Below are 23,101 nucleotides of genomic sequence, written 5' to 3' on the forward strand. Positions count from 1 at the left end.
GATTCGAACGGGGGCTGTGGAGACGGATCCCGGCGCGGCCGCCGGGGTGGGAGCGTGGGGGCATGGGACGACGACAGCAGCTTCCGGGCCGCTTCGAGGGGGACTTCGCGGTGCGGACGGCGCGGATGCACGGAATCAGCCGCGGACGGCTGCGCGGATCCGACCTCGAGGCTCCGTTCCACGGGGTCCGCGTGCACCCGCGCCCGGCGCCCGGGCCCGCCATCGCGGACCCGTACGAGCGGCAGCGGCGAGCGCGGGTGGCACGAGCGCAGTCCTATGCCCCGATCCTGCATACCGGGCACTTCTTCAGTCACGAGACTGCCGTGTCGATCTGGGGAGGCCCGCTGCCACTCGCCTTCGACGACCGCGGGGGTATCGCGACGGCGGACGACCTCGCCCTCCACGTCAGTGCGTCCGGCGGGATCCCGTTCCCTCGCGCCCGCGGCGTGACCGGACACCGCACGCTGTCCAGCCTCACCTCGATCCGCTATCGGGACGGACTCCGCGTGACCTCCCCCGCCGCGACCTGGGTCGCCCTGGGCACGCTGCCGCTCGTGGACCTGGTGGCGCTCGGCGACTACTTCTGCCGGCACTGGAGACCGGGCGTCGGGCGGCCGAGGGTCGGGCGGCAGCCGTGGGCGACGGTCGACGAGCTGCGGGAGATGCTGGCTGCCGGGCGGAGGCGCGGGGCGGCACGGTTGCGGGAGGCGGTCGAGCTCGTGCGGGAGGACTCGTGGTCGCCGCGGGAGAGCCGGCTGCGGTGCCTCCTGGTCGCGGCCGGGATTCCGGAGCCGCAGCTCAACGTGGACGTGTTCGACGACCGGGGCCGCTTCCTCGCCTGCGTCGACATGGTCTGGGAGGCCGAACGCGTCGCAGTGGAGTATCACGGCATGGTGCACGGCGCGCAGTGGGCACGGGATGTCGAGCGGGTCGCGGCGCTGCGGGCTGCCGGGTGGACGGTGATCGAGGTCACCGCACCTCTCCTCCACAGACCAGAGGAGCTGATCCGCCGTGTGGCGTCAGCTCTGGGGCGGTGACCCCGCGTTCGAATCGCGCGAATGGCGGCATCCGGCCCGGATTTACAGCCAATCGCGCGACTCGAAGGAGAACTAGAATCGACCAGGCGCCGCGACCCTGGCGCCGCCACCCCGCGTCCGCACCCCGACGCCGCTCACCCCCGAGGACCGCACCATGTCCGCATCCGCGCCTGTCTCCGAACCCGTCACCGTCTCCATCCGCCGCGAGGTCGACCCGGAGCGCATCGCCGAGGCCACCGCGTGGGTGCAGACCGGGGTGAACCTCGCGACGAAGTACCCGGGATTCCTCGGCTCCGGCTGGGTCCGTGCCGGCGAGGACTCGCAGGTGTGGCACATGCTCTACCGCTTCGCGAGCGAGGACGCGCTCACCGCATGGGAGCAGTCCGGGGAGCGCGCGTGGTGGCTGTCGATGGGCCAGGGCTTCGTCCGCAGCGAGCGGTCCAAGCGTCGCTCCGGCATCGAGGGGTGGTTCGACGAGCCGTCCACGGGCTCCATCCCCGTCGTCGACCCTGACGGGACGACCAGCACCGTGACCGTCGCCCCCGCGCCGCCGCGGTGGAAGCAGGCCGTCTCGATCTGGCTCGGCTTCTTCCCCGTGAACCTCGCGTTCACGTATGCCATGAGCCCGGTGCCGGGATGGGACGCCGTGCCGCTGTGGCTCCGCGTGCTCATCACCACCCTCGTGCTCACGCCGATCATGACGTACTGGGTGCTGCCGTTCGTCACGCGCTCCCTGCGGAACTGGCTCGCCCGCTAGCGGACCCCCTTCTCAGGAGCCGGATTCCGCACCCGGGGTGACCCCCTTCTTCGCCGGTTCCACGAGCGAGAGCGGATCGGCGATGTCCTCCAGCGACTTGCCGGCGGCACTGACGCCGAAGACACCGCACACGACACCGCCGAACATCATGATCGCCGCACCGAGCACATAGCCCCAGAACAGCGGACCGCGGTCGCCGGACTCCGCGCTCGCACCGATCAGCGCACCGTAGAGCACCGGGGCGATGGCGCCGACGAGCTGCCCGATCGAGAAGACGTACGAGATCACCTGGCTGCGCAGCTCGAGCGGGAAGATCTCGCTCACCGTCAGATACGCGGCGGAGGCCCCGGCCGAGGCGAAGAAGAACGACGCACACCAGAACGCCGTGTGCGTGCCCGCGTTCAGCACGCCCGCGTTGAAGAGGAAGGCGCTGACGAGCAGGATCAGTCCCGCGAGCACGTAGGTGCCGAACAGCATCCGCCGACGACCCCACGTGTCGAAGAAGTGGCCGAGGATGAGGGCGCCGGCGAGGTTGCCCACCGCGAAGACGATGAAGTACTGCGACGCGGATGCCGGCGGTGTGTCGTAGAAGTTCTCCAGCACGAGCGCGTACGTGAAGAAGATCGCGTTGTAGAGGAAGGACTGCGTGACCATCATCGTGATGCCGACGAGCGTGCGCCGCGGGTACTTCTTGAACAGCACCTTCGCGATCACGAGGAAGGGGACGCTGCCGTACTCCTTGACCGTGATGGCCTTGCTCTCGTCGACGGGCTCGATCGTCTTGCCCTCTTTGCGGATGCGCTCCTCGATCTGGTCGACGTTGCGCTCCGCCTCCTCCTCGCGACCGTGGGTCATCTGCCAGCGCGGGCTCTCCGGGATGTGCCGTCGCAGCCAGATGATGAGGAGGCCGAGGATCGGGCCGAGGAAGAAGCTCAGCCGCCAGCCGATGTCGGCGGGCAGGATGTCGGTGTTGAGGAAGAACATGTTGGCCACGGCGCCGAGGGCCGCACCGCCCCAGTAGGTGCCGTTGATGGCGATGTCGACCCGGCCGCGGTACTTCGCGGGGATGATCTCGTCGATGGCCGAGTTGATGGCTGCGTATTCGCCGCCGATGCCCGCCCCGGCGACGAAGCGCCAGATATAGAAGAACCAGGGGGCGAACGCGAGGCCGGCGACGGCCGACCCGACGAGGTACACGCCGAGGGAGAGCAGGAAGAGGTTCTTGCGGCCGAGGCGGTCGGCGAGACGGCCGAACACGAGGGCACCGAACACCTGGCCGAGCAGGTAGCAGGTGCCGGCGAGGCCGACCTCAGCCGGGCCCATCCCCAGCGTCTGCGCGTAGCCGTTCGCCGCGACGATCTGCACCTCGAGGCCGTCGAGGATCCAGGAGAACCCGAGTCCGACGATGATCATCCAGTGGAAGCGCGACCAGGGGAGCCGGTCCATGCGCGCGGGGACGAGCGACCGGACCCCCGTGACGGTGACGTCGGACGCGGACATGGGGCCTCCTTCTCGCGGGACGGTCGTCCGTCCCGGATCCGGTTTACTCCTCCCCGGAATCCGCCGCATCCGCTTGACCCCAGGGCTTCGGCACGCTACCGCTTCGAATCGCGCGAATGGCTCCATCCCGGGGTGAGATGGAGCCATTCAGGCGATTCGAACGGAGGAGGTCAGCCGGTGACGTGCCGCTCGTCGGGGCCGTCGTAGTGCGACAGCGGGCGGATCAAGGCGTTCGCGCCGGCCTGCTCGATGACGTGGGCGGTCCAACCCGTCACCCGCGCCGCGACGAACAGCGGCGTGAAGGTGAGGGTGTCGAAGCCGATGAGGCTGTACGCCGGACCGGACGGATAGTCGAGGTTCGGGTGGATCCCCTTGCGCTCGACGAACTGCGACTCCAGCGCGTCGTACAGCGCGGCGACGTCCTCCCGGCCGTAGTGCGCGACGAGGGTGTCGAGCGCGGCCTTCATGGTCGGCACGCGGGAGTCGCCGTTCTTATAGACGCGGTGCCCGAAGCCCATGATCTTGCGCTTCTCCGCGAGGGCCTTGTCGAGCCAGGCCTCCACGGCGTCCGCCGACCCGATCTCGGTGAAGATGTGCAGCACCGCCTCGTTCGCCCCGCCGTGCAGCGGGCCCTTGAGCGCGCCGATGGCTCCGACGACCGCGGAGTAGATGTCGCTGAGGGTCGAGGTGATGACCCGGGCGGTGAACGTCGAGGCGTTGAAGGAGTGCTCGGCGTAGAGGATCATCGACCGGTTGAACGCATCGACCACGACGTCGTCGGCCTCCTCCCCGAACGTCATCCAGAGGAAGTTCGCCGAGTAGTCTAGGTCGTCGCGCGGAGCGATGAGCTCCTGGCCACGACGGCGACGCTGACCGTAGGCGACGATGGCCGGCAGCGCCGCGAACAGGCGGATGCTGCGCGCCAGGTTCTGCTCGGGACTGCCACCGGCGTCGAGCACCGAGCCGCCGGCCTCGGGGTCCGATGCGCCGATGAGGCTCACGGCCGTGCGCACCTCGTCCATCGGGTGCGCCTCGAGGGGCACGAGATCGATCGCGGCCTTCACGTTGTCGGCCAGGGCGCGGTGCTTGCGCTCCTCCAGCCGGAACGCGGCGAGCTCGTCGCCCGTCGGCAGCTCGCCGTTCCACAGCAGGTACGCCACGGCCTCGAAGGACTGCGTGTCGGCGAGCTCCTGCACGGGATAGCCGCGGTAGAGCAGGCTGTTCGTCTCGGGGTTGACCTTCGAGATCGCCGTCGTGTCGACGACGACCCCCGCGAGGCCCTTCTTGATGTCCGGCTCGGTCATGGTCACTCCTTCGTAACGGTGAAGTTGAAGACGCCCGAGTCGAAGTGGTTGTACGACTCGTAGTCGATCAGCTCGTAGAGGTCGGCGCGGTGCTGCATCTCGCCGAGCTTCGAGGTCAGGTGCCCCTCGTCGTTCAGCGTATCGAGCGCACGGCCCGCCGCCCCCATCGCGATCCGCAGCAGCGAGACCGGCCAGATGACCATGCGTACCCCGGCATCGCGGAGTGCGTCGACCGAGAACAGCTCGCTCTTGCCGAACTCGGTCATGTTCGCGAGGATCGGCACGTCCAGCGCCGCGGCCATGGCCTCGAACTCGCCGATCGTGCGCATCGCCTCGGGGAAGATCGCGTCGGCCCCCGCGTCGACGAGCGCCTTGGCCCGGTCGATCGCCGCGTCCAGCCCCTCGATCGCGCGGATGTCGGTGCGCGCCATGATCAGGAAGTTCTCGTCGCGGCGGGCATCGGCGGCCGCGCGGATCCGCTTGATCGCGGTGTCCTCGTCGACCACGGCCTTGCCGTCGAGGTGGCCGCAGCGCTTGGGGTTGATCTGGTCCTCGATGTGCGTTCCCGCGAGGCCGGCGTCTTCGAGCTCCTGGATCGTGCGGGCGACGTTCATCGGCTCGCCGAAGCCGGTGTCGGCGTCGACGATCGCGGGGAGGTCGGTCATGCGGGCGATCTGCTTCGCCCGCCCGGCGACCTCGGTGAGCGTGGTGAGGCCGATGTCGGGCAGGCCGAGGTCGGCGGAGAGCACGGCGCCCGAGATGTAGACGCCCTCAAACCCCTTCTGCTCGATCAGCCGGGCGCTCAGTGGGTTGAACGCGCCGGGGAACCGCAGCAGCTCCCCGGAGGCGAGCCGTTCCCGGAACAGGCGCCGCTTCTCGGCGGGCGTCGTCGTGGAGTACAGCATCAGAACAGACCGGCCGGGGCGTCGGCGTCGTCGAGCAGACCCGGCTTCGCGACGATCGAGAGCTCGGCGACCTCGGCAGCCGTGAGCTCGGGCAGGCGCTGCACGAGCTCCAGGAACCGCTCGATCTCGGCCGGCTCGAGCACCGGCTCCGCGAGCAGACGGAACTTGGCGATGTAGTTCTCCCGTGCGAACGGACGGGCACCGAGCGGGTGCGCGTCGGCGACGGCGATCTCGTCCACCACGGTCGAGCCGTCGGTGAGGCGGATCTCGACGCGGCCGCCGAAGGCCTTCTCGTCCGGGTCCTCCGAGTGATAGCGGCGCGTCCATTCCGCGTCCTCCGCCGTGGTGATCGTGTGCCACAGCGCGACGGTGTCGGGGCGGCCTGCGCGCTCCGGCGTGTAGGAGTCGACGTGGTGCCAGCCGCCGTCCTGCAGCGCCACCGCGAAGATGTACGGGATGGAGTGGTCGAGCGTCTCGCGGGAGGCCGTCGGGTCGTACTTCTGCGGGTCGTTCGCGCCCGAGCCGATCACGTAGTGCGTGTGGTGGCTGGTGTGCAGCACGATCGAGGCGATGTTCGCGGGGTCGCGCAGGGCCGGGTTCGCGGTGCCGAGCTTGCGGGCGAGGTCGATCCACGCCTGCGCCTGGTACTCCGCGGAGTGCTCCTTCGTGTACGAGTCGAGGATCGCGCGCTTGGCCTCACCGGCGGCGGGCAGCGGCACCTCGTAGGCCGCGTCCTTGCCGTCGAGCATCCAGGCGATCACACCGTCCTCGCCTTCGTAGATCGGCGCGGGGCTCGTCTGTCCGCGCATCGCCCGGTCGACCGCCTCGACGGCCATCTTCCCGGCGAAGGCCGGGGCGTGCGCCTTCCAGGTGGAGATCTCGCCCTTGCGGCTCTGGCGCGTTGCGGTCGTGGTGTGCAGCGCCTGACCGACCGCCTGGTAGATCGTCTCGACGTCGAGGCCGAGAAGGGTGCCGATGCCGGCGGCGGCGGACGGGCCGAGGTGTGCGACGTGGTCGATCTTGTGCTTGTGCAGGCAGATCGCGCGCACGAGGTCCATCTGGATCTCGTAGCCGGTGGCGATGCCGCGCACGAGCGCCCGGCCGTCCTTGCCGGCGTGCTGCGCGACCGCGAGGATCGGCGGGATGTTGTCGCCCGGGTGCGAGTACTCGGCGGCGAGGAACGTGTCGTGGTAGTCGAGCTCGCGCACGGCCACGCCGTTCGCCCAGGCCGCCCACTCCGGGCTGGTGCGGCGGTCGAGCGGGGTTCCGAACAGGTTGGCGCCGGCCCCGCCCGTCGAGACGGGGTGGCTGAACGCCTGCGCGCGGGCTGCGACGATCGGCGCGCGGGTGAGGGAGGCCGCCGCGACGGCGGCGTTGTCGATGATGCGGTTGATGATCATGTCGACGACGGGCTGCTCGACCTCGACCTGGTCGACCGCGACCTCGGCGATCTTCCAGGCGAGCTGATCCTCGCGGGAGAGGTTCTCGGAGCTGGCGTGCACGCGGACGTGGTGGGTGACGGTCATGAGTGTCCTTCGCTGTCGGGGAGGGAGTCGAGGATGCCGGTGAGCGCGTTGTGCAGGTGCACGTGCGTGGCATGGGCGGCGAGGTCGCCGTCGCGGGCGGCGAGCGCCTCGGCGATCGTGCGGTGCTCGGCGGCGGAGGCAGCGAGCCGGGCGGGCTTGTCCCGCGCCATACGCCGCACGCGGACGAGGTGGGTGCGGACCGTGCGCAGCGCCGCAGCGATGTAGTCGTTGGCGACGGCGTCGTCGAGGGCCGCATCGAATCGCGCGATCAGGGCGTAGTAGGCGTCCCGGCCCTCCGCCCTGGTGAGGTCCACGTGCGCGAACTCCGCGGCGAGCGCGGCGAACCGGTCGGCGTCGCCCCGGACGGCCGCCAGTCGGGCGGAGGTCTCCTCCAGCGCGCGACGGATCTCGAACAGGGACCGGATGTCGTCGGCGTCGAGGTCAGCGACAACCGTGACGCGCGGCGACTGCTGCACGACCAGGCCGTCGGCGGCCAGGCGACGCAGAGCCTCCCGCAGCGGAGTCCGGCTCACACCCAGGCGCTCGGCCTGCTCCACCTCGCCGAGCACGAAACCGGCCGGCAGCTCCCCGGACTGGATGCCGTCGAGGAGCGCCGCATAGGCACGATCGCCCATGGACGTGCGCTCAACAGGGAGGACCATCCCGCCAGTGTATACATAAACCGGCCCAAATGGTCGACTTCTCGGGCGCGAGCGGTCCATTCGTATACATACTCTCGCCTCCACCCACTCCCACACCCGGGCACAGCTTCGGAGATCGCCCGGGACACGCCGCACGGCCGGGCCGGGGGCCGGCGTGTCGGCTCCGATCTCCGAAGCCGTGCGCGCGAGTGGGCTCAGGCCGCGGGGCGGGGCTCGCCGAGCTTCACGACGACCACGCCGGCGAGCACGAGCACGCCCCCGAGGGCCTGCAGCGGACCGGGGAGCTGCCCGAGCAGGAGCCAGCCGAAGAGCAGGGCCGCCACGACCTCGGCGAGCGCGACGAACGAGGCCAACCGGGAGCCGAGCATCCGTGTCGAGACGATGCCGAGCACGTACGCGAGGGCCGTGGCGATCACGCCGATCGCGAGGACCGGCACGAACCAGGGCACCGCGCCGAACCGGTAGTCCACGTCGACCGTCGTCCACGCGAACGGCAGCACGCCGACGAGCCCGGCGAGACTCAGCCCCACGGCACCGAGCAGCAGGCCGCTGCCCGCGAGGGCGATCGGCGGGATCCCGGTGCCGGCCCGGGCGGACAGCACGAAGTAGCTCGCGGCACCCACCATCGCCCCGAGCGCCCAGAGGACACCGACCACGTCCACCTGCGCCCCGGTGACGATGTCGAGCATGAGGACGAGTCCGACGAAGGCGATGCCCGCACCGAGGATGCTGCGCCGCGTGGGACGCTCGCCCCGGCGCAGCCAGAGCCAGAGGAGCACCGCGACCGGGGCGGTGTACTCGATGAGCAGCGCGATCCCGACGTCCATCACCGCGACGGCCTGGAAGTAGCAGAGCTGGGTGGCCGCGACGGCGAGGAGGCCGTAGGCGCAGACCATCCCCACGTTCTGCCGGAGGGCACGCCACCGACCCCGCAGCGCGAGGATCGTGGGGACGAGCAGCACGAGCGCTGCGACCCACACCCGCACCGTGACGGCGGCGCCCGGCGTCCATCCCGCGTCGATGAGTCCGCGCGCCCACGCCCCGGACGAGCCGAACGCGAAGGCGGCCGCGACAGCGAGCGGGAGCCCCAGGCGCATGCCGGTCCGCGTCCGGGTGGTGTCATCAGCCACAGCGCTCATGGGACGTGACGCTACGCCGGCGGGAGTAAGCTGTCAACATGGTCTTCACCGATGACACAGAGGATGCGCTGCGCGCGGCGGTCTGGCTCGCGAACTCGGCGGAGGACCCGGACACCCTGGTCGACATCGAGGACGAGAAGACCTTCCTGCAGGTGTTCCCCTACACGGGGCGCGTCGACGGGGACACGGTGGAGCTGGACGACCTCCGCGCCCTGCGTCCGCGGCTCCGCGCGATGCTGCTGGCCCCGCGCGACGAGATGGCCGCGCACGTCAACGCCGCCCTCGCCGAGGTGCGACTGACCCCTCGCCTCGTCCGCCACGGCGAGCTGGACTGGCACCTGCACGGCCTGGCCGATGAGCGCCCGCTCGCCGAACGCGTGCTCGTGGAGACGGCGATGGCCCTGATCGACGTCATCCGCACGGACGAGGGCTCCCGGCTCACCGTCTGCGACGACGCGACCTGCCAGGCGATCGCGCTCGACCTCTCCCGCAACCGCTCCAAGCGGTACTGCTCCACGAGCTGCGCCAATCGCAACGCCGTGGCGGCCTACCGCGCCCGCCGCGCCGCCGGCTGATCCCGTCGCCCACCACGCTCGGAGTCCGCCTTCTCCGAGCGTGACCTGATGCTGCCCGCCCTTCACAAACGATTATCGATTAGTGTAATATCGCGAGCGGCCCTCCCTTATGCATCAGGAAAGGATCAACGATGATCAAGGCCCGAGTCCTCCCCCTCGCCGGCATCGCGGCGGTGTCCGCCCTCGCCATCGCCGGCTGCTCGACCACCGCCGGCGACGACGGCGGGGACGCCGGCGGCGACGTCACCGTGCGCATGCTCGTGAACGTCACCCCGAACCTGACCGAGGAGTTCTGGAACGACCTCGTCGCGCCGTTCGAGGACGCCAACCCGAACATCGACGTCGTCATCCAGAACCCGGGTGCGGAGGGCGTCGAAGCCGCCGTGCCGCGCCTGCTGGCCGCCGGCGACGCTCCCGACGTCGTGCAGTCCATCGCCCCCACCACCAAGCTCGCTCCCGAGCTCGTCGATCTCTCGCAGTACGAGTGGGCGTCGTCCGGTCCGCTCGCCGACCAGTACTCGATCGACGGCAAGAACTACATGGCCGGCATCGGCGTGCAGCTGCAGAGCCTCTTCTTCTACAACAAGACCGCGTTCGAGGAGGCGGGGATCACGGAGGTGCCGACCACGGTCGACGAGCTCACCGAGGCCCTCGGCAAGCTCAAGGACGCCGGGTGGACGCCCGTCCAGACCGGCGGCGACTGGATGACGAGCCACACCCTGCAGGCGCTGGGACTGCCGACCATCATCGCCGAGGACCCGGAGTGGTTCCAGAACATCTCGGCAGGCGACGTCACCTTCAGCGAGACCTACGGCGATGCGGTCGAGACCTACGCGGACTGGGTGTCCGAGGGCTACATCCCCGGCGACGCCCTGGGCATCAAGTACCCGGACGCCGAGCAGGCCTTCCTCTCGGGCAAGACGGCGGTGTACTCGATGGGCAGCTGGTTCGCCGGCACGCAGGCGAAGGCCGCCGACTCCGCGGATATCGGCGTCTTCCGCGCCCCCGCCACGAGCGCCGACGAGCAGCCCGCGATGGGCGCCAACATCGCCAGCCCGTACTCAATCCTCAAGGCGAGCAAGAACCAGGACGCGGCGGCGAAGCTCATCGAGTTCCTCACCACCGACCAGACCGCGGTGAGCGACCAGCTCGCGGTCGACGGCAACTTCCGCGACGGCTACGAGTACGACATGACGCCGCTCGGCGAGGAACTGCTGCAGATCGTGGCCGACACCCCTGCCGAGGCCTACACGCCCACCGGCGGCGGGTACGGCGAGCGCACGCTCCCCGACGGCTACTCCGGCGAGATCAACACCCAGACCCAGGCCCTGCTCGGTGGCGCACCCGCCGACCAGGTGCTGCAGGCCATGGACGACTGGTTCGCCGCCAACGCCGGCTGACCCTCGGGGCGCCGGGGAGGCTTCCTCCCCGGCGCCTCCCCGGCGCCTCCCGCGCCCTCCCCCGAACGCGCCACCGAGAACGAGAGTGCCGCCATGACCCCGCCCACCACGACCGCGCCGCCGTCGGCCGCCGCCGCCATCCCGACAGGACCATCGACGCCGATGAGCTCGACCCCCGCCCCGCGCCGCCGCACCGCGCTGCAGCAGTGGCGGAACCGCATCCCCGGCATCCTCATGGGCGGCCCGGCCGTCGCCGTGTTCCTGGCGATGTTCGTCATCCCGATGATCCTGGCTGCGGTGCTCAGCTTCACCGACTGGAACGGCTACAGCCTCAACTTCACCTTCATCGGCTGGGACAACTACATCAAGGCGTTCCACAGCCCGCGCTCGACGCAGGCCGCGATCTTCACGGGCATCATCGCGGTGGTGGGCACGATCCTCTGCAACGCCATCGGCCTCGCGATCGCCGCGCTCATCTCCGGGCCCGGCCGCTCGAACACGATCCTGCGCACGATCTTCTTCTACCCGTACGTGATCAGCGCGCTCATCATCGGCTTCCTCTGGTCGGCGATGCTCTCCCCCACCGGCGCCGTCAACGGTCTGCTCAGCACGCTCGGCCTCCCGGCGATGCCGTTCCTCACGGACCCGACCTTCGCCAAGGCGAGCGTGATCTTCACGATCGTGTGGTCGCACTTCGGCTTCAACATGATCCTGTTCCTCGCCGGCATCAAGTCCGTCCCCGCGGAGTACTACGAGGCGGCGACCGTGGACGGCGCCTCGCGGTGGCAGCAGTTCCGCTCCATCACGCTGCCGCTCATCGCGCCCGTCTTCACCGTGAACCTCGTGCTCACCCTCGTCGGGCTCCTCAAGGCGTACGACGTGGTGCTGTCGCTCACCGACGGCGGGCCTGCCGGCTCCACGCAGACGATCGTCTACCAGATCCTCAAGGACTCCTTCGCGAACTCGGCCCTCGGCTTCGGCGCCGCGCAGTCCATGATCCTCCTCATCGTCACCGCGGTCGTCGGCCTCGCCGTCACGCTGGTGCGACGCCGCGCCGAGCAGAAGGCGACCGACTGATGAAGCAGGCCCGCAACCGCCCGGCCCTCGCCGTCAGCACGATCCGGTGGATCGTCCTCGGCGTCGTCGCGATCACGATGCTGATCCCGATGTACACGATGCTGATCAACGCCTTCAAGCCGCAGGCCGACATCATCGAGAACCCCCTGCTGATCACTCCGCAGATGTTCACGTTCGACTACCTGTGGGCCGCGATCACGAGCAGCAAGTTCAACGTGATCGCCGCGTACGGGATCACGCTGCTGTTCGTCGTGCTCGTGAACCTGTGCTGCATCGCCCTCGCCGCGCCCGTCGCGTACGTCATCGCCCGCGGGCGATCGAAGTGGCACCTGGGACTGCTGCTGCTCTTCGTCTCCGGGCTCTTCATCCCGGGGCAGGTGACGCTGATCCCGGTGGTCTTCGTGCTGCGGGTGCTCGGGCTCATCAACACGATCCCCGGGTTCATCCTCTTCGAGACGGCGGCGACCCTGCCGGTGACGATCTTCCTGTTCACCGCGTACCTCCGCAGCGTACCCCGCGACATCGACGAGGCGGCGTCGCTGGACGGCGCCGGTCCCATCCGCGCGTTCTGGGCGTGCATCTTCCCGATCATGAAGCCCGTGGTCGCGACGGTCGTGGTGCTCAACTCGATCGGGGTGTGGAACGACTTCGTGAGTCCGCAGATCATCCTCGGGCCGAGCTCCGGGATCTACACGGTCACCACCGGCGTCTACGCGGCGGTCGGACAGTTCTCGACCGACTACACGCAGGTGTTCCCGACCCTCCTGCTGGCCGTGCTGCCCGCGATGGTGTTCTTCATCGTGATGCAGCGCCACATCATCGGCGGCCTGGTCGCGGGAGCGACGAAGGGATGACCGTGCCGGAGACTCCGCTCACCCGTCCGCTGCGTGCGATCCCTGCGTGGGCCGCGCTGCAGCGCCGGCTCTTCGCCGAGGTCGAGGAGGCCCGCCGCCTCTTCCGCGACCGTTACACGCTGCCGGACGGCCGCCTCCGCGGCGTCGCCGAGTTCATCGACCGCGACGGCGTGGACGACCTGTACGAGCCCTTCTTCAACTGGCCGGCGTTCTATCTGCTCGGCGGGCCGGACGAGGTGCTCGCCGACGCGAAGCGGAACTGGGAGGGCGTGACCGTGCAGCTCGCCGAGGCGGGCATGCTCACCGAGGAGTACGACAACGGCTACGACTGGTTCCATCAGGGGGAGTCGCTGCTGTTCCTCGCCGGCATCTGCGCCGCCGACCCAGCCGACACCGCGTTCGCCGCGCGCGCCGCCCGGTTCGCCGCCCTCTTCACCGACCCCGCGCAGGGCAACTACGACGCCGAGCGCAACATGATCCGCTCGCCGCACAACGGCGCGCTGGGCGCCCGCGAGGGGCTGGACGAGAAGATCGTGCCGTACACCGCCGACCGGGACGAGATGCGCCCCTACGGTCTGCCGCTGCACGGCCTGGACGGCATCGCCTCCTGGGACGACCTCGCCGACCCCGCGCACGCCCAGCGGATGGCGGAGGAGATGCAGCGCCGCGCGGCGGGTGACATCGCCGTGAACCTGGCTGCGACCTCCCTCGCCGCGAACCGCTGGCTCTACGACGGCGACGAGGAGGCGGCCGCGTGGATCCGCCGCTACGTCGACGGCTGGCGCGCGCGGGCGGACGGGGGCCTGCTCCCCGACAACGTGGGCCCGGACGGCACCGTCGGCTCCCTCCACGACGGCCGCTGGTGGGGCGGCCACTACGGCTGGGCCTGGCCGCACGGGCTGCACTCCGTCGGCATGAGCGCCCTGATCGGTGCCCTCAACCACGCGCTCGTCACCGGCGACGACGGCGCCCTCGACCTCGTGCGCACCATGCTCGACACGGTGCTCGCCGAGGCGCGCAGAGGCAGCGTCGCGGAGTCCACGTACAGCCTGCGCGGCGGGTGGATGGCCCGACTCGGCGCTGCCGCCACCGAGCCTGCTCTGCTCGTCCCCTACCGCCACGGTGCGGACGGCTGGTTCGACTACGGTCCGCTGCAGCTCGATCTGCCGCTGTGGCTCTGGTGGTGGTCGCGACGTGCGTCCGATCGGGAGCGGCTGGAGACGGCCATCGCCGGTCTGCCGGAATCCGCCGACCTCGTCGCCCCGTTCCGCGACAAGGAGGAGGCGGGTCACGAGGCCGGCTGGTTCGCGTACCTCTCCGGCAACCTGCCCGACTACCCGGTGCGGGCGCTGGAGATGGCGCTCGGCCAGGTGGCGCGCCGTGCTGCCATGATGCTCGCCGACGACCGCGACCCCGACGCCGCGCACCTGCACTTCTGGCAGCGTGTGAACCCCGTCGTGACGGAGGTGCTGACCCAGCTCGTCGCCGGGGCGCCGCAGGTGCTCTACAACGGCGGGCTCGGTTTCACGGCCCTCCGCTACGAGGACGCCGACCGCGCCCGGCCCGGACTCCCGGCGGACGTCGCCGCGCTCGTGCACCGTCTCGACGACGGCGGCATCGGCGTGCAGCTCGTGAACACCTCTGCCGTGCACACCCGCACCGTGCGCCTGCGCGGCGGACGCTTCGGCCTCGACCGGATCGTGCGGGTCACGGCCTCCGGCGAGGAGCCCGGCTTCTGGCCCGGCGCCTCGGGCACGTACACCGCCCCGGACGCCCCCACCGTCACCACGACCTTCGACGTGGACGATGACCTCGTGGTGACCCTGCCCCCGGCGCACATCGCCGACCTCGACCTGACCATCGCGCGTGCGACCGGATCGCCGCGCCACCTGTTCCCTGAAGGAGACGCATGAGCGCCGATCTGATCCGACCCGACTTCGCCCTGCCTGTGCGGGGTGGGGCCTACCAGCGGCCCTCGCGCGAGGTGGTCGACTCGTTCGACGCGATCTCGTCCGCCACCGCGTGCGCCAAGCTGCACGGGCTCGGGATCCGCCGCAGCTACATCGACGGGCCGGAGCCGCTGAGCCTCGGCCAGCGCGTCGTCGGCTCGGCGCTGACCCTGCAGTTCATGCCGCAGCGCGAGGACATGGCCTCGGGCGACGGCCAGGAGTACGCCGAGCGGAACACCGCCCTGTGGCACGTGCTCGAGGCCGTGCAGCCCGGCGACGTGCTGGTGATCCAGGCGTACGGCAGCCGGTTCTCCGGGTGCATCGGCGACATCCTGGCGCGCTACTTCGCACGCAAGGGCGGCGCGGGGATCGTCGTGGACGGGCGCATCCGCGACGCCGGCCGCATCCGCGAGCTCGGGATCCCGGTGTGGTCGACGGGCACGACCCCGCACTACGCCTCGCAGTCGGAGCTCGTGCCGTGGGCGTACGACGTGCCGGTCGCGGTGGGCGGGGCCCTGTGCATGCCGGGCGACCTCGTGGTCGCCGACGACGACGGCCCCGTCGTGGTGCCGCAGGCCCTGGCGCCGCAGGTCGTGGACGACGCGCGCGATCATGAGGAGTGGGAGGTGTTCAGCCGCCGCCGCCTCGACGAGGGCGCGCGCCTGAGCGACTACTACCCGTTGACCCCCGACAGCCGCGAGGAGTACGAGGCATGGCGTTCCGTCCAGAGCTCCGTCCGCTGAATCCCGAGGTCGCCGCGCGCGACGACGTCGGACTCGGGTGCGCGCCGATCGGCAACCTCTTCGCCCCTGTGCCTGACGGCGACGCGGTGGCAACGGTGCAGGCGGCGCTCGCCCGCGACGTCCGTTTCTTCGACACCGCACCGCTGTACGGCTCGGGCGAGAGCGAGCGGAAGCTCGGCCTCGCCCTGCGCGGCGTGCCGCGGGACGACTACGTGATCGCGACGAAGGTCGGCCGGGTGCTCGTCGATGCGGACGGCCGCCCCGTCGCGGGGGCCGCGAGCGGACACGACTCCGTCGTCGACCTCAGCAGGGACGGCGTGCGGAGGAGCCTCGACGGCAGCCTCGCCCGGCTGGGCGTCGAGCGTGTGGACGTTCTGCACCTGCACGACCCCCTGGACGTGGAGGCGGCGCTCGCGACGGCGCTTCCGGCGCTCGTCGAACTGCGCGACGAAGGGGTGGTGCGCGCGATCAGCGTGGGCCTCGGGCGGCTCGACCCCCTGGAGCGGTACGTCGCCGAGGCGCCGCTGGATGTGGTGATGGAGGCCGGCCGGCTCACGCTGCTCGACCGCACTGCGCTGGACCGGCTGCTGCCGACCGCGGCGGCCCGCGGCATCGGGGTGCTCGCGGCCGCGGTGTTCAACTCCGGCATCCTCGTCGACCCGGTCGGCTCCCCGTTCTTCGAGTACAAGCCCGCTCCCCCGGAGCTTCGGGAGCGGGCGCAGCGCCTGCAGGCCGTGTGCGCCTCGTACGGCGTGCGCCTCGCGGATGCCGCGGTGCAGTTCCCGCTGCGGCAGGGTGCGGATGCGGTGGTCGTCGGGGCGCGCACCCCCTCCGAGGTGGACGCGTTCGTGGACGGCCTCGACGCCGTGCTGCCCGCCGCGCTGTGGGACGCCCTCGACGCGGAGGCTGCATGACCGCGCGGCCCGGGAGCTGACGTGCGGATCGTCGACGCCCACGTGCACGTCTGGGATGCGGACGCCGTGCCGATCCCGTGGTTCCGCGACGACCTCGGGCTCCCCCGGCAGGCCGCGGCCGCTCGTCTCGGACGGGAGCTGACCGTAGCCGGCGTCTCCTCCGCCATCGCCGTGCAGGCGGCGGACTCGGTGGCGGAGGCGGAGTGGCTGACCGCGACCGCCGCCCGCGACCCGTTCCTGCGACGCGTGGTGCTGCAGTACACCCCCGCGCCGGGACGGGCCGCCGGCGCCACCGCAGTCGCGTTCTCTCCCGCCGTGGTCGGCGTGCGCGCCGCGGTGCCGCAGTTCGCCGCGGATCTCTCGGATGTGGACGGCCTCGACGCCCTCGCCGACCACCTGGGCGTGACCGCCCGCACCCTCGAACTCCTCATCCGCCCGGATCAGCTGCCCGCCGCGGCCGCCCTCTCCCGACGGCACCCCGACACCGCGATCGTCGTCTGCCACCTCGGCCTCGGCGCCCGGACGGCCGATGCCGCATGGCTCTCCGCGCTCGCCGAGGCTGCGTCGGCTCCGGGGGTGTCGGCGAAGGTCTCCGGGCTCGACCTCGCGGCGCGCGGGGCGGACGAGTCGCGGGGACTGCTGCGCTCCGCCTTCGCCCTCTTCGGCGCGGATCGGCTGATGTACGGCAGCGACTGGCCGATGTCCACGCGGACCACGACCTACGCGGAGGTGCTCGCCGCGACCCGGCGGGCTCTTCCACCGCTCTCCCCTGCCGAGGCTCGAGCATTCTGGTCCGGCACCGCCGACCGCCTCGCCCCCTTCACCGCGTAGCCCCGTCGCAGTTTCGCACCGAGGTCGCAGCGACTCCGGTCACCCCTGCGACCTCGCGCCGAAACTCCGACCTCGCGCAGGGAGTCCGCACCCCGGACACTTCCGCACCCCCGTCGCGGATCCGCCCCGCGTCGCAGGGACTCCGGTCAGCCGTGCGACCTCGGTGCGAAACTGCGACCTCGCGCGGGGGTCAGTCGAGGAGAGTGCCGGCAGCGTGGGCGCGGAACAGGGAGGACGCGGCCTCTTCGTCACCGGCCTCCAGCGTGTCGAGCAGGCCCTTGTGCCAGTCCGCGACCTCGTGCCAGTTCCCCGTGAAGGTGGGGTCGCCGAGCACGTGCATCACGCGCAGGCTCGGCTCCAGGAGGTCCCACATGCGCGGGAGGTACACATTGCCGCTGGCCTCGATGACCGCACGGTGGAAGGTGAAGTCGAGCTCGCGGAACCGGGCGAGGTCTTCCGCCTCAGCCGCCTCGTGCATCTGCGCGATGAGGCCGACGAGCTCGGCACGCCGCTCGGGATCCAGCGCCCCGCAGGCCAGCCGACCGGCGAGCCCCTCCAGCTCGACGCGCGCCACCTTCGCCTGCGCCGCCTCCTCCGCGGAGTAGCTCGCGACGAAGTTGCCCTGATGCCGCACGTGCGACACGAGCCCCTCGTGGGCGAGCCGCTTGAGGGCGTCGCGCACGGGCGCTTGGCTCACCTGCATCTGCCGGGCGAGCTGCGACTCCACGAGCTGCTCGCCGGGAGCCAGCGTGGAGTCCTTGATCATCGCCTTGATGAGCGCGTAGATCTGATCGGACAGCAGTCCGCGCTGCAGTCCGGCCGTGCCGAGAGCATCCGTCATGACCATCAGTCTACGTCCATTATCGACTATCGCTAATGGACGCGGCCGTGCGCCAGGCATCCGCGATGAGGGCGGATCCGAGGGGCGTCGGGTGCACCCCGTCCGGCGCGAGCTCGACGACCGGATACTGCTCCGCCGCCGCCGTCAACACCCCATGCAGGGGCACGAACGCCGCCCCGTGCTCCGCGGCGAGAGCCCGTACCGCCGTGCGCTTCCCGTCGAGGTCGTCGAGCCACGTGCGCTGCTCTTTCGTCACCGGAAGGAAGTACGGCTCCATGAGGATCAGCCGCGGGGCGTGCGCGGCCACCGCGCGGCCGAGGAGGTCGCCGAGCGTGGCGGCGAACTCCTCGGCTGAGGTCGGGTCGTCGCTGTCGAACCGACGCCACATGTCGTTCACGCCGACGTACACGGTCAGCAGCTCCGGCGCCGTGGGCAGCAGCTCCGCGTCCCACCGCGCGGCCAGGTCGCGGGCGCGGTCCCCCGCGATCCCGAGGTTGCGGACCGTGGCCCCAGCGGCCTGCAGCTCGGGGACGAGGAGCGACACATAGCCGTCCCCGAAGGACTCCGGGTCGGAGCGATCGCGCCCCGCGTCGGTGATCGAGTCTCCGATGAAGGTCACCCGCATCGTGGCACGTCCTGTTCGTCGTTCTTGTGCTTCGGTCGCACCGAGATCGGGAGCTCGACGCTCGCGCCAGCGTACGTCACGGTGATCGTGTGGTGCGGGCGCACCTTGCTGCTGTCGAAGCCGCTGACCATGTCGGCCGTCACCTGCTGCGTGGTGCGGGACCCGTCGCTCCAGTCCACCCCCAACAGCATGCCGGTCACGTCGAGCTTCTCGCCGCGCAGGTAGCGGGTCTTCGGGTCGGCTTCGGGCGCCCAGCAGATGCCGGTCACGGTCGCGGGCGGCGGTGTCGGCCGCACGACCAGGGTGTTCGTCTTGCCGTAGTGGTAGACGTTGAAGAAGCCGTCGGCACCGATGCGGAGGTTCTCCCTGGCGTCGACCATGTTCCACACCGTCACGTCGTCGACCCGGAGCACGATGCGGGTGCCGCCATCCTCGGCGACGGCACCGAACTCGATCCGGTGGGTGGAGCCCGGCTCGATGACCGTGTTGGGGATGCTGTCGAGCATGGTCTGTCCCGGGGTCCAGCTCTGGAACTCGATCACGTCCTCCTTGATCACCGCGAGGTATCCGGTGTTGGAGTTCTGCCAGGCGGGAAGGCCGGTCTGGTCGGAGCGCGCCTGGAAGCCGTACCAGCCGCCGTCGAAGGCGCCGAACTCCGCCTCGAACTGCAGCAGGGTGTCGCCGAAGCGCTCGGCCTCGTAGCCGTGCACGCCCTGACCGCTGATCACGACACCCGTGTCGTCCACCGCGATGAGGTCGGACTCACTCCAGTTCGCCCCGTCCTTCAGCTGACCGTCCAGGCGGGTGGTCGGGTACTCGGCGTCGTCCACGGTCACGGTGACCGTGTCGCTGAGGCTCGGATCGGCGACCGAGGTCGCGGTGATCGTCGCAGTCCCCGCCGCCACCCCCGCGATCCGTCCCCCGGAGACCGTGGCGACCTCCGGGCTGTCGGTGGTCCAGGTGACCCGGGCGTCGCTGGCGTCCTCCGGGGCGACCGTGGCCGCGACGGACCGCCGCTCCCCCACGGTGAGTCCGACGGCGTCGGCGTCCAGGCTCACGCCCGTGACCGGCACGCCGGAGAGCGAGAACCCGATGTCGTCGAAGTCGAGCGAGGCGTAGTTCTCGACGTAGAACCCGACCCGGCCGGCCTTTCCGGGGCCAGGGTCGGCGCCTTCCAGCGCGATCGCCCCGTTGACGGAGATGCGGATCTGCCCGTCCTGCACCGCGATGCGGACGTGCGACGTCTCGCCGGGGGTCAGGCCCTGCGCCGCCGGCACGACCTTCTCCGCAACGACCTTCCAGGCGTCGTCGAAGATCGTCCAGGTCGGCCCGGCCGCGGCCTGGCGGAAGCGGATGTAGCCGCCGCCCTTGCCGTTGCGGTCGTACACGATGAGCCCCGCGTTGGCGGGGGTCGTCGCCGGAGCCGTGACGTCGAAGTCGAGCACGAACTCGGTGAAGTCCCGCGGCAGGATGCTGTTCGCCCCCTTGAGGATGCGGTACACCTTGTCGCCCGACGCATCCACCTGGATGCTGCGGTTCGGGTCGGTCGGCCAGCCGTTCGCCCCCGACTCGAAGTCGGTGAAGTGCAGCACGCCGTCGCCCTCCTCGACGATCACCTCGATGGTCGCGGTCTTGGTGGCATCGGCCTTCGCGGTCGCGGTGACCGTGGTCGCACCGGGGCCCATGCCGAGCACCACGCCCTTGTCGTTGACGGTGGCGACGGCGGCGTCGGCCGAGGCGTAGGTCACCGCGGCGTCGTCGGCGTTCCAGGGCAGCGGCACGGCGCGCACGCGCACCTCGTCGCCCGCGTCGATCGTGAGCGTGTCGCTGTCGAACGCGATGTCCTCGAGCGGGATGGTCTGCGGCTGCTGCGTCTGCCCGATCGCGCCGTCGACCCCGATCTCGCCGAACGCGATGGCCTCGAAGCCGGGGATCTGGTCGAACACGGCCGCATCGGCTTTCAGCGTGTAGTCGCCGTTCGCAGCGTCCACGAAGCCGGGGTCGGCGTCGGCCACCCAGTTGTCCTCGTAGTTCAGGAGGTTCTTCCCGTCCTTCGCGCCGTGTTCGTTGACGCCGGCCATCCGGGCCCGGTTCGGGTTCCACACGACGTTCTCGGCGAACGTGCTGTGGTTCGGGAAGTGGTGGTCGTCCTCGAAGAAGTGCGCGAGCTCGGGGTACTTCGTCAGGTACGGCGTGCCGACGAAGTCGTTGTTGTCGGCGAACACCTTCTCCCAGGCCGGCATGTAGTCGCGGTCGACGACGTTGCCCTCCTGGTCGCCCATCCACTGCTCGTAGTTGTCGTACGGCGCGTACGCGTCGACGAACACGTTGTTGCGCGCCTCGATGTAGTCGGCCGAGCCGCTCTTGATCGCGCCGTTGCCCATGTTCACGAACACGTTCTTCTCGATCGTGAGGTCCCACGTGAAGTTGTCGGCGTAGATGCCCTCGACGCCCGCCATGCCGACGCCGATGTCGTGGAAGTAGTTCTCTCGGAACACGTGGCCGCGCTGCTGCGGGGTCTTGCCGGAGTTCATGTAGATCGCACCGAGATCGTGGAACTGCTTGCAGACGTCGTACACCTCGTTGCGTTCGAACAGGTGGTCGTTGCCGTGCACGATGATCCCGGGGTGCGGGGCGTCGTGGATCTCGTTGTCCCTGGCGATGTTGCCGACGCCGTCGAACATCACGCCGGGGTTGTAGGCCTTGTGGTAGTACGCGAAGTCGGCGATCTCGGAGTTCTCGACCCGGTTGCGGCCGGGTTCGAGCGTCGTCTTGTCACCGCCCTGGAGCACCACGCCGACGCCGCCGACGTGCGTGAGCCGGCTGTCGGTGACGGCGTGGTCGCGGCCGCCGCGGTTCACCGGGATGCCGTCGTACGTGTAGCGCCCCGGCGAGTTGATGAGCACGCCGCCGTCGGTGAAGTTGCGGATGTCGCTGTGCGAGATCGTCACGTGCGAGCCGCCGAGGATCACCGCGGCCGTCGCGCGCCCGTACTCCATCACGAGGTCGTCGAAGTTCACGTACGAGGCCCCGTCCGCGCGCAGCATCGGCTCGTCGAGGGTCGTCACCGTCACAGCGCCGCGACCCGACGTGAACGCGGCGTTGGGGATGAGGTACAGCTTCCCGGCGTCGCGGTCGATGTAGTACTCGCCGGGGGCGTCGAGCTCCTCCAGCAGGTTCTGCGCGAAGTGGAAGTCGGGGAACCAGCTTTTCATGATCCCGGACATCTCGCCGTAGCGGAGGGTGATGGTCTTCGCCTCGGTGTCGATGCTCTCGATCTTGTTGTACGACCACTCCCAGCTGTAGCCGAAGATGCCGTCCAGCCACACGTCCTCGGCCTGGGTCCAGTGCTTCGGACGGTCGTAGCCGTAGCGGAACGTGCCGCCGCGCTCCTGCAGGTCGGCGTCGTTACGGTCCGGCCCGGCGTCGATGATGTCGCCCATCTGCACGGTCGGGGTGGCCGCGTCGGCGTTGGGCCAGCGCGCGAGGGTCATGCCCTGGCCATCGATGAACAGCTCCATGGGCGGCGTGGTGCTGACGTCGTTGGCCTTCCAGTAGCCGTGACGGCTGAGCTGGCCGTAGTCGGTGATGCCGAGGTCGGCGAGGTCGATCCCGACCACGCGGTCGCGGGCAGCCGGGTCGATGATGCGGTCGGTCACCGCCGCGTCGTCGACCGCCGCGAACTGGTCACGCGGCAGCTCGCGACCGCCGGTGAGGGTGGCGGTCTCCCCCGGGTACGAGCGGTAGGTGATGGGGGCGTCGGCAGTGCCCGAGTCCTGCGCGCCGATCTCGAACGACGCCGAGCGGGGGTACGTGCCCTCCCGGAGGTACACCGTGAGGCCGTCGTCCGGGAGCGCGGAATCCGCCTTCAGCGCGCGGATCCGGTCGCGGGCGCCTTCCAGCGTCGCGAGGGGGTCGTCGATCGTGCCGGAGGCCGCGTCGTCACCTCCCGGCGCGAGGTAGAGGGCGTCATCGTCCGCGGCCGCAGCCGCCGACGGGACCGCCGCAGCGAGGGCGGATCCGAACACCGCCGCCAGGGTCAGGCTTGCCAGTACACGCTTCATCGCGTCTCCGAACTGTCGCTTCCCGCACGGCCGATGCGCGCGGCGCCGCGGGAGCGGCTGCTCCGACCGTAGCCAATCGATAATCGACTAGCAAGGATCGATACTGATCGTTTCGGATCCTCGAGGCGCCAGGGCGTCGCGGCTGATCGGGCTCGGCGCTGGTCGACGCCGCCTCGGCATCCCGATCCCGATGGCCCTCGCGTACCGAGGCTCGCATCCGAGAAACCAGTTCACAAAACAAACACTTTCCACCACTTTCTGACTATTGCGCTCTCCAGTTGACGTCGCTGTAATCTGCCGGAAATACTGAGGAAGCCCGAGACCGCACCGCGAGAGTGCGGACACATCACCCCAGGCCAAGGATGACCTAGATGACAGAACAGACCATTTCCTCACAG

Annotated in this window: 19 protein-coding genes; 10 read left to right on the forward strand and 9 right to left on the reverse strand. The window is 70.4% G+C overall.

The window, feature by feature from the left end; translation table 11 throughout:
* Positions 1-62 precede the first annotated feature (62 nt).
* Positions 63-1,037, forward strand: a complete 975-nt coding sequence (locus WFJ36_RS14210) for a DUF559 domain-containing protein (RefSeq protein ID WP_292788704.1) — start codon at positions 63-65, stop codon at positions 1,035-1,037.
* 154 nt (positions 1,038-1,191) lie between these two features.
* Positions 1,192-1,794 (forward strand): antibiotic biosynthesis monooxygenase, encoded by a 603-nt coding sequence (locus tag WFJ36_RS14215; RefSeq protein WP_062765537.1) that lies wholly within the window; start codon positions 1,192-1,194, stop codon positions 1,792-1,794.
* Between the two features lie 12 nt (positions 1,795-1,806).
* Here the strand turns inward: WFJ36_RS14215 and WFJ36_RS14220 are convergent, their stop codons facing one another.
* The 6 genes from WFJ36_RS14220 to WFJ36_RS14245 all read right to left on the reverse strand — a co-directional run bounded on the left by WFJ36_RS14220 (position 1,807) and on the right by WFJ36_RS14245 (position 8,830).
* Positions 1,807-3,294, reverse strand: coding sequence for an MFS transporter (locus tag WFJ36_RS14220; protein ID WP_336643546.1), 1,488 nt, complete (start codon positions 3,292-3,294; stop codon positions 1,807-1,809).
* A gap of 170 nt (positions 3,295-3,464) precedes the next feature.
* Complete coding sequence (locus WFJ36_RS14225; RefSeq protein ID WP_336643547.1) at positions 3,465-4,598, reverse strand: bifunctional 2-methylcitrate synthase/citrate synthase; 1,134 nt, start codon at positions 4,596-4,598, stop codon at positions 3,465-3,467.
* A 2-nt stretch (positions 4,599-4,600) separates the two neighbouring features.
* Positions 4,601-5,503 carry a methylisocitrate lyase gene (gene prpB, locus WFJ36_RS14230; RefSeq protein WP_292788697.1) on the reverse strand — a complete coding sequence of 301 codons (903 nt, stop codon included), beginning with the start codon at positions 5,501-5,503 and terminating at the stop codon, positions 4,601-4,603.
* The gene (locus WFJ36_RS14235; RefSeq protein WP_336643548.1) at positions 5,503-7,029 is read right to left on the reverse strand and encodes an MmgE/PrpD family protein; all 1,527 of its coding nucleotides are present in this window, start codon (positions 7,027-7,029) and stop codon (positions 5,503-5,505) included. The genes prpB and WFJ36_RS14235 overlap by 1 nt, the downstream gene beginning before the upstream one ends.
* Positions 7,026-7,691 carry a GntR family transcriptional regulator gene (locus tag WFJ36_RS14240; RefSeq protein ID WP_187662496.1) on the reverse strand — a complete coding sequence of 222 codons (666 nt, stop codon included), beginning with the start codon at positions 7,689-7,691 and terminating at the stop codon, positions 7,026-7,028. The genes WFJ36_RS14235 and WFJ36_RS14240 overlap by 4 nt, the downstream gene beginning before the upstream one ends.
* A gap of 194 nt (positions 7,692-7,885) precedes the next feature.
* On the reverse strand, positions 7,886-8,830 hold the full coding sequence (locus WFJ36_RS14245) for an EamA family transporter (protein WP_071329156.1): 945 nt from the start codon (positions 8,828-8,830) through the stop codon (positions 7,886-7,888).
* Positions 8,831-8,868: 38 nt separating this feature from the next.
* Between WFJ36_RS14245 and WFJ36_RS14250 the strand changes: the two genes are divergently transcribed.
* The 8 genes from WFJ36_RS14250 to WFJ36_RS14285 all read left to right on the forward strand — a co-directional run bounded on the left by WFJ36_RS14250 (position 8,869) and on the right by WFJ36_RS14285 (position 17,173).
* A complete protein-coding gene (locus WFJ36_RS14250; RefSeq protein WP_071329157.1) occupies positions 8,869-9,405 on the forward strand; it encodes a CGNR zinc finger domain-containing protein in 537 nt (178 codons plus the stop codon).
* Between the two features lie 131 nt (positions 9,406-9,536).
* Positions 9,537-10,805 carry an ABC transporter substrate-binding protein gene (locus tag WFJ36_RS14255; RefSeq protein ID WP_336643549.1) on the forward strand — a complete coding sequence of 423 codons (1,269 nt, stop codon included), beginning with the start codon at positions 9,537-9,539 and terminating at the stop codon, positions 10,803-10,805.
* Between the two features lie 93 nt (positions 10,806-10,898).
* Positions 10,899-11,882 carry a carbohydrate ABC transporter permease gene (locus WFJ36_RS14260; RefSeq protein WP_256209445.1) on the forward strand — a complete coding sequence of 328 codons (984 nt, stop codon included), beginning with the start codon at positions 10,899-10,901 and terminating at the stop codon, positions 11,880-11,882.
* The gene (locus WFJ36_RS14265) at positions 11,882-12,736 is read left to right on the forward strand and encodes a carbohydrate ABC transporter permease (protein ID WP_336643550.1); all 855 of its coding nucleotides are present in this window, start codon (positions 11,882-11,884) and stop codon (positions 12,734-12,736) included. The genes WFJ36_RS14260 and WFJ36_RS14265 overlap by 1 nt, the downstream gene beginning before the upstream one ends.
* Positions 12,733-14,649 carry a hypothetical protein gene (locus WFJ36_RS14270; RefSeq protein WP_336643551.1) on the forward strand — a complete coding sequence of 639 codons (1,917 nt, stop codon included), beginning with the start codon at positions 12,733-12,735 and terminating at the stop codon, positions 14,647-14,649. The genes WFJ36_RS14265 and WFJ36_RS14270 overlap by 4 nt, the downstream gene beginning before the upstream one ends.
* Positions 14,646-15,428, forward strand: a complete 783-nt coding sequence (locus WFJ36_RS14275; protein ID WP_071329160.1) for a ribonuclease activity regulator RraA — start codon at positions 14,646-14,648, stop codon at positions 15,426-15,428. Before WFJ36_RS14270 ends, WFJ36_RS14275 begins: the two co-directional genes overlap by 4 nt.
* Positions 15,398-16,342: an aldo/keto reductase gene (locus WFJ36_RS14280; RefSeq protein ID WP_336643552.1), complete on the forward strand. Its 945-nt coding sequence runs from the start codon at positions 15,398-15,400 to the stop codon at positions 16,340-16,342. The genes WFJ36_RS14275 and WFJ36_RS14280 overlap by 31 nt, the downstream gene beginning before the upstream one ends.
* Before the next feature lie 21 nt (positions 16,343-16,363).
* The gene (locus WFJ36_RS14285; RefSeq protein ID WP_336643553.1) at positions 16,364-17,173 is read left to right on the forward strand and encodes an amidohydrolase family protein; all 810 of its coding nucleotides are present in this window, start codon (positions 16,364-16,366) and stop codon (positions 17,171-17,173) included.
* 190 nt (positions 17,174-17,363) lie between these two features.
* Here WFJ36_RS14285 and WFJ36_RS14290 read toward each other — a convergent pair whose 3' ends face one another.
* Genes WFJ36_RS14290 through WFJ36_RS14300 form a run of 3 tightly spaced genes read right to left on the reverse strand, consistent with a single transcriptional unit; the run spans position 17,364 to position 22,703 of the window.
* On the reverse strand, positions 17,364-18,014 hold the full coding sequence (locus WFJ36_RS14290; protein WP_071329404.1) for a GntR family transcriptional regulator: 651 nt from the start codon (positions 18,012-18,014) through the stop codon (positions 17,364-17,366).
* Between the two features lie 19 nt (positions 18,015-18,033).
* A complete protein-coding gene (locus tag WFJ36_RS14295) occupies positions 18,034-18,639 on the reverse strand; it encodes an SGNH/GDSL hydrolase family protein (protein ID WP_336643554.1) in 606 nt (201 codons plus the stop codon).
* Complete coding sequence (locus WFJ36_RS14300; RefSeq protein ID WP_336643555.1) at positions 18,630-22,703, reverse strand: Ig-like domain-containing protein; 4,074 nt, start codon at positions 22,701-22,703, stop codon at positions 18,630-18,632. The genes WFJ36_RS14295 and WFJ36_RS14300 overlap by 10 nt, the downstream gene beginning before the upstream one ends.
* Between the last annotated feature and the right edge of the window lie 398 nt (positions 22,704-23,101).

This window comes from Microbacterium sp. MMO-113, from assembly GCF_037148555.1.
Classification (GTDB): domain Bacteria; phylum Actinomycetota; class Actinomycetes; order Actinomycetales; family Microbacteriaceae; genus Microbacterium.